The following is a 6,236-nucleotide window of genomic DNA, read 5'->3' as shown; positions in this document are numbered from 1 at the left end:
CGTGCCGGCGGAGGCTGCGCGCCGTTAACGCCGGAAGCACGGCGGGGCGGGCGGTCCATCGCGGCCGCCCGCCCGCCGATCATCACGCCGCGGTAGCGGCCTGATGGAGGCGATCGACGCGGACCTTCGCCGCCTTCATATGCCCGTCCAACCCTTCACTCGCGCTTTGCCGCGTGGCGGGCGGGCCGACTGTCAACACCGCCTCGTCCTCCAGCCATTGGTGGGTCGCGATCTTCACATAGCTGCCGACCCACAAGCCGCCGGTATAGCGCCCCGCGCCCATGGTCGGCAGCGTGTGGTTGGTGCCGACGGTCTTGTCGGAATAGACGACGCTGGCGTTCTCGCCGATGAACAGCGAGCCGTAGTTGCGCAGCTTCGCCGCCAGTCCGTGCGCATCCTGCGTATGCACCTGGAGATGCTCGGCAGCGACATGATCGGAATAAGCGATCATCGCCGCTTCGTCCGCGCACAGCACGATCTCACCGTAATCGGCCCAGCTCGTTCCCGCGATCCCCGCGGTTTCCAGCGTTGCCAGCTGCCGCGTGACTTCTTCCGCAGTCTGCTCCGCCACTGCACGGTCGGTCGTGATCAGGCCGACGCGGGTGCGAACGTCATGCTCCGCTTGCGCCAGCAAATCGGTCGCGATCAGCCGGGGATCGCCGCTGGCATCCGCCAGCACGAAGATCTCCGACGGCCCGGCGAGCTGGTCGATCCCGACCGGCCCGAACACCTGCCGCTTCGCCTCGTTGACGAAAGCGTTACCCGGGCCAACGATCTTGTTGACCTGCGGCACGCTCTCGGTGCCGAACGCCATCGCCGCGATCGCCTGCGCGCCGCCGATACGGAAGATGCGATCAGCGCCCGACATGTGACAGCCCGCGATCATCGCACGGTGCGCATTGGGCGGCAGGCACGCGACCACCTCGCGGCACCCCGCCACCTTGCCCGGCACGATCGTCATGATCGGGGCCGATAACAACGGGAAGCGGCCACCGGGCACATAGGCACCGACGCGGTCGATCGGGATCACACGATGCCCCAGATGCAACCCGGGCAGCGGCTCTACCTCCAGCGGCAGGATCGTCGCCAGTTGCGCTTCGGCAAATCGCCGGACGTTGGCGATCGCGAATTCGGTATCGGCGCGCGTCTGCGGATCGAGTTCGGCGACCGCCGCCTCACGATCGGCCATCGACACTTCGAACATGTCCAGATCGGCCTGATCGAACTTCCGCGAATAATCGCGCACCGCCGCGTCGCCCCGCGTGCGCACATCGGCCAGGATACCCTCGACCAGACCCGCGACGCCCTGCTGGTCGCCGATCGAGTCCCGCGCGGGCGCCTTGACATAGACTGTGGTCTGCTCAAACCCCTTCGGTGCCGCGTCGGCCATTCCGTCCTCCTCTTGCAAGCCACAACATGGCGTGACGGATGCTTATTGAATTCGAATTCACATGTCACGGGGGTCAAGTGGCCAAGTCAGGCAAGAAAAGCGCGAAGGCGGGTGAAGCGGAGGCCCCGGCGGCGTTCGGCAGCGTGCGTCGCGCCACCTCCTATGACGTCGCTCGGCTGGCGGGCGTATCGCAGTCTGCGGTGTCGCGCTGCTTCGCACCTGGCGGCAGCATCGCCGCAGCGACGCGCGAGAAGGTGATGAAGGCGGCGACCGAGCTGGGTTATCGCCCCAACGCGCTGGCGCAGGCGCTGATCACCCGCCGCACCAATCTGGTCGCGGTGTTCATCTCGCGGCTTACCAACCTCCATTATCCCGAGGTGCTGGCCGAATTGAGCCGCCGCCTGACCGAGCGCGACATCCGCGTCCTGCTGTTCGCACTAACCGCGGAAAGTGAGATCGACTCGATCCTGGAGCAGGTGTGGCGGCACGACGTCGACGGCATCATCTCCGCCGCGCGGCTCGACAATGAACAGATCGCGGGGATCCGGCGGCACGGGATCCCGATGGTCCTCTACAATCGTACCGCCGGCGAGCATCTGACTTCCAGCGTCTGGTGCGATTCGGCCACGGGCGAGCGCGATCTGGTCGAGCGATTGCTGGCCGCGGGGCATCGTCGCTTCGCGGTGATCGCCGGACCTGAAGACAGCGCGGTCGGCGAGGAACGGCGGCACGCCGCGCTCCAGCGGCTCGCCGAGGCCCGGATCACCGACACCCCGGTCGTCCGCGGCGATTTCAGCTACGCCAGCGGGCGTGACGCGATCGCCACGCTGGCACAGTCGACGCCGTCGCTCGATGCGGTGATCTGCGTCAGCGACGTGATGGCGATCGGCGCGATCGACGGTTGCCGCTTCGACCTCAAGCTACAGGTGCCCGACGACATTTCGATCGTCGGCTTCGACGGGTCCGAGCCGGCCGGGTGGATGAGCTATCAGGTCACCTCGATCCGGCAGCCAGTGCGCCGGATGACCGAAGCAGCGGTGCAGATGCTGATGGAGCGCATCGAGGACCCGTCGCTGCCCGCGGAGCGCCGCTCGTTCGTGGGCGCGTTCGTACCGGGGCGATCCGCGCGCCTCTGACCAACGACCGACGTCTGCATCCGGATGCATATTTTAGTGGACAGCATTCGAATGCAACAATAGCCTTTGTGAAGGCGGCGCAGCACGACCCGCCTTGCACAAAAGGGGAAAAGCATGACCAAGCGCGCGGCAAGCGGCATTTCTTTCGCGGTCCTGGCCGTCGCGCTGGCGACACCGGCCGCCGCGCAGACGGCCCCGATCGACGCGCCCGCCGGATCGGCCGAACAATCGCCCGCCGCCGCGCCTGCCAGTGCAGCGTCGGAAAGCGCATCGACCGGCGCACTCGGCGACATCGTCGTTACCGCACAACGCCGCACCGAACGGTTGCAGGACGTGCCATTGTCCGTCACCGCGATCGGCGCGGCGGACCTCGCCCGGGCGCGGATCACCGACGTCAGCCGCCTGCAACTCCTGTCGCCCGGACTGACTTGGGGACAGCAGGGCTCCGACTCCTTCCCCGCGATCCGCGGCGTGCGCACCCAGCTGGTCAGCGCGCAGAGCGACCCGGTCATCGGCTTCTACCTCGACGGCATCTATCAAAGCCGGACGCAGCAGCAGAGCATCCCGCTGTTCGACGTTGCGCGCGTGGAGGTACAACGCGGCCCGCAGGGAACGCTTTATGGCCGCAATACCTTTGGCGGCAATCTGAGCGTCACGACCAACGCACCGACCAAGAAGTTCGAGGCAGGCGTCAACGGCACGATCGGCAATTATGACCTCTATCAGTTCGACAGCTACCTGAACCTGCCGGTCAGCGATGCGGTGCAGCTGCGCGTCGCCGCTTATCACAGCCAGCATGACGGCTATGTCCGCTCCACACAGTCCTTCCGCCTGCTGGACGAAGACCAGACCGCCTTGCGGGGCTCGATCGCGATCGCGCTGACCCCCGACATCCAGATCGACGCGCGCGGCGGCTATTGGAAACGCGACAACACGGGTGGCGGCGCCTATGGCTACCGGGTCGGTGGGACGCTCATCAATCCGGCGACGGGACTGCGCTCGATCAACGGCCAGCCTTATGCGGTCAATCCCAGCGCACGCAACGGGACCAACATCGTCAGCGGCGTCGACATCGGCGTGTCGGTCACCGGCGATCCTTATACCAATTCGTGGGACTACAAGCCGTTCGAGCAGCTCGAACAGGCCTATGGCAGCGGCTCGATCGCGTTCGATCTGGGGTTCGCGACATTGCGCTCGATCACCGGCTATACCGATTTCCATGCCTATCGCAGTGCCGACCTCGACCAGTCGAACATCGTCTTCCCCGCAACCGGCACGTCGGGTGGCTTCGCGGCATCGGGGCTGCAAGCCGCGAACACCTATACCACCTCGGTGACGCAGGAAGTGCAACTTGCCTCGGCGGGATCGACGCGGTTCGAATGGATCATCGGCGGATATTATTTCCACGACAGGATCACCGAATATTATCAGCAGGTGTACACCACGTCCGCGACACGCGGCACGCAATCGCGCACCGACATCAACACGAAAGCCTATGCCGCTTACGGGCAGGCCAGCTTCGCGCTCATCCCCGACACGCTGAAGATTATCGGCGGCGTCCGCTATTCGGACGAGAGCAAGGGCTATATCATCACCAACTTCACCGCACCGGCGGGAACGTTCGACTTCAGCACGCAGACCGCGGCGCGCGCCACGGGTGAGCCGACGTTCGACAAGGTGACGTGGAGGGCGGGTCTCGAATATACCCCCAGCCGCCTGATGATGCTCTATGGCACCGTATCGACAGGCTTTTCGTCGGGGGGCATCAACAACAATTCGTCAAACGCCGCGATTCCCTTCTCTTACGCACCGCAAACGGTCACGGCCTATGAGGTGGGCAGCAAGAACACGTTGATGAACGGGCGGATGGTCCTGAACCTGTCGGCCTTCTATAATGATTACAAGAATCTGCAGATTACGATCCTCGATCAGCGGACCAACCTGTCCTATTATGCCAGTGCCGGCGCGGCGCGCAGCTATGGCGCGGAAGTCGAGTTACGCACCCTGCCCGTCGACGGGCTGCACGTCGACCTGACCGGCGCGTTGCTGGACGCGAAGTTCACCGCTTATACTCGCCCCAACCCTTTCTATACCGCCACCAACGGCGATCCGATCACCACCAATCTGGCGGGCAAGGACGTGCCGATGTCGCCGACCTTCAAGGGGACTGCCAGCGTCTATTATGACCTGGACTTGGCGAGCGGCGCTCGGATCACGCCCGCGGTCAACGTGCTTTACTCGACGGCCTATTATTCGACCGACTATAATACCGCGATCGACCGGCAGAAAGCCTATGCGCTGCTGGACGCCAACCTGCGCTGGACGTCGCCGTCGACGCAGATCTACGTCGAGGCGTTCGGGACCAACCTGACGAAGCAGGCGGTGCTGTACAGCTCGACGGTGGGCAACAACCAGCGCATCCAGCAATCCTATGGCCCGCCGCGCGTCTACGGGCTGCGCCTCGGCGTCCGGTACTGACACGGGTGGCCGCCGCCAGCCTGCCGGCGGCGGAGGCCGCGCTCGCCGGGATCGCCCCCACCGCCGTATCCGAACCCGCAGGTTCCGCGCGCCCGCCGCTGGCGCGCGCGATCATCGCCTTCGCGTTCCTGATGGTGGCGGAGTTCTTCTACAGCTGGGCGTGGAACAGCGTCGACGTGCTGCGCCCGTTCATACGCGACTCGCTTGGGCTGACGCTGACGCAGGCGGGGTCGGGCTATTCCGCGCAGGGTGCCGGGGCGCTGGTGGGGGCGGTCCTGATCGGGCAACTCGCCGATCGCTACGGTCGCCGCGCGATGCTTACGATCGTCATGCTCGGTTATGGCGCGACGCTGATCACCGGAAGCCTGGTCGACAGCTACCAGAGCTATCTGGCGCAGCGGGTGGTGCTAGGCCTGTTCATGGGCGGTATCTTCCCGATCGTCGTGGGCATCTATGTCGGGCTGTTCTCGCCCACCGTCGCCGGGCGGCTCGCCAGCCTCATCAACGCGATCTTCTCCAGCGCGATAACGGTGATGGGGCTGGCCAGTGGCTGGGCGAACGGCGACTGGCGCGCGCTGCTGATCGCCGGCGGGCTGCCCCCGATCCTGCTCGCCGGGTTTGCGCTCGTCCTGATCCCCAGAAGCGTCGATGCGCGCGGACGCGCGGCGGAGCGACCGTCCCGGGTGCCGGTGCTCGATCTCTTCGCCCCCGGCCTGCGCGCGCGGACGCTGGCGCTGGCGGCGCTGACCGGGCTGAACTTCTTCGGATATCAGGCCTATAGTGGCTGGCTGACCACCTATCTGCGCGACGTTCGCGGGCTCGATCCCGCCGCCATGGGGTCGCTGGTGGCATGGCAGTTCGGCGCCAATATCGTCGGCGGCTTCGTCTGGGGATGGGCCGGGGATCGCTTCGGGCGCCGCTTCAATGCGCTGGGATTCCTCGCGGCGGCGGTGGCAATCCTGCTGTACCTGCATGTCGAGACCGATCCGCTGCTGCTCGGCTGGATCGGGATCGTCTATGGCTTCATGCTATCGGCCAGCGTCATCTGGGGGCCGTGGTTGACCGAATTGTACCCGGCGCATCTGAAATCGACGGCGGCATCGATCTTCAACTGGGGACGGCTGGTGTCGTTCTTCGCCCCGCTGGTGACCGGATCGCTTGCCGCACGCTTTGGGCTGGGCGTGACGATGGGCAGCGCGGCGGCGGCCTTCACGCTGGCCGCGCTGATCTGG

At 65.8% G+C, this 6,236-nt stretch carries 4 protein-coding genes; 3 read left to right on the top strand and 1 reads right to left on the bottom strand.

The genetic code is table 11. From position 1 onward, the window contains the following. Positions 1 to 82 precede the first annotated feature (82 nt). Positions 83 to 1,390, bottom strand: a complete 1,308-nt coding sequence (gene hisD / locus ACFDSW_RS14590) for a histidinol dehydrogenase (RefSeq protein WP_375251000.1) — start codon at positions 1,388 to 1,390, stop codon at positions 83 to 85. Positions 1,391 to 1,467: 77 nt separating this feature from the next. Here hisD and ACFDSW_RS14585 point away from each other — a divergent pair, with 77 nt between their 5' ends. The 3 genes from ACFDSW_RS14585 to ACFDSW_RS14575 all read left to right on the top strand — a co-directional run. Then, positions 1,468 to 2,526, top strand: coding sequence for a LacI family DNA-binding transcriptional regulator (locus ACFDSW_RS14585; protein ID WP_375250999.1), 1,059 nt, complete (start codon positions 1,468 to 1,470; stop codon positions 2,524 to 2,526). A 114-nt stretch (positions 2,527 to 2,640) separates the two neighbouring features. Beyond that, positions 2,641 to 5,004, top strand: coding sequence for a TonB-dependent receptor (locus ACFDSW_RS14580; RefSeq protein ID WP_375250998.1), 2,364 nt, complete (start codon positions 2,641 to 2,643; stop codon positions 5,002 to 5,004). A 5-nt stretch (positions 5,005 to 5,009) separates the two neighbouring features. Then, positions 5,010 to 6,236, top strand: a 1,227-nt coding sequence (locus tag ACFDSW_RS14575) for an MFS transporter (RefSeq protein ID WP_375250997.1), incomplete at its 3' end; no start/stop codon positions are given.

Origin of the sequence: Sphingomonas sp. (genome assembly GCF_042091075.1) — a bacterium.
GTDB lineage: Bacteria > Pseudomonadota > Alphaproteobacteria > Sphingomonadales > Sphingomonadaceae > Sphingomonas.
This window is presented reverse-complemented; position numbering and strand designations above follow the sequence as displayed.

Excerpts from the sequence above, each read along its gene's own strand:
- hisD (WP_375251000.1), bottom strand. The coding sequence starts at position 1,390 with ATGGCCGACGCGGCACCGAAGGGGTTTGAGCAGACCACAGTCTATGTC.
- ACFDSW_RS14580 (WP_375250998.1), top strand. The coding sequence starts at position 2,641 with ATGACCAAGCGCGCGGCAAGCGGCATTTCTTTCGCGGTCCTGGCCGTC.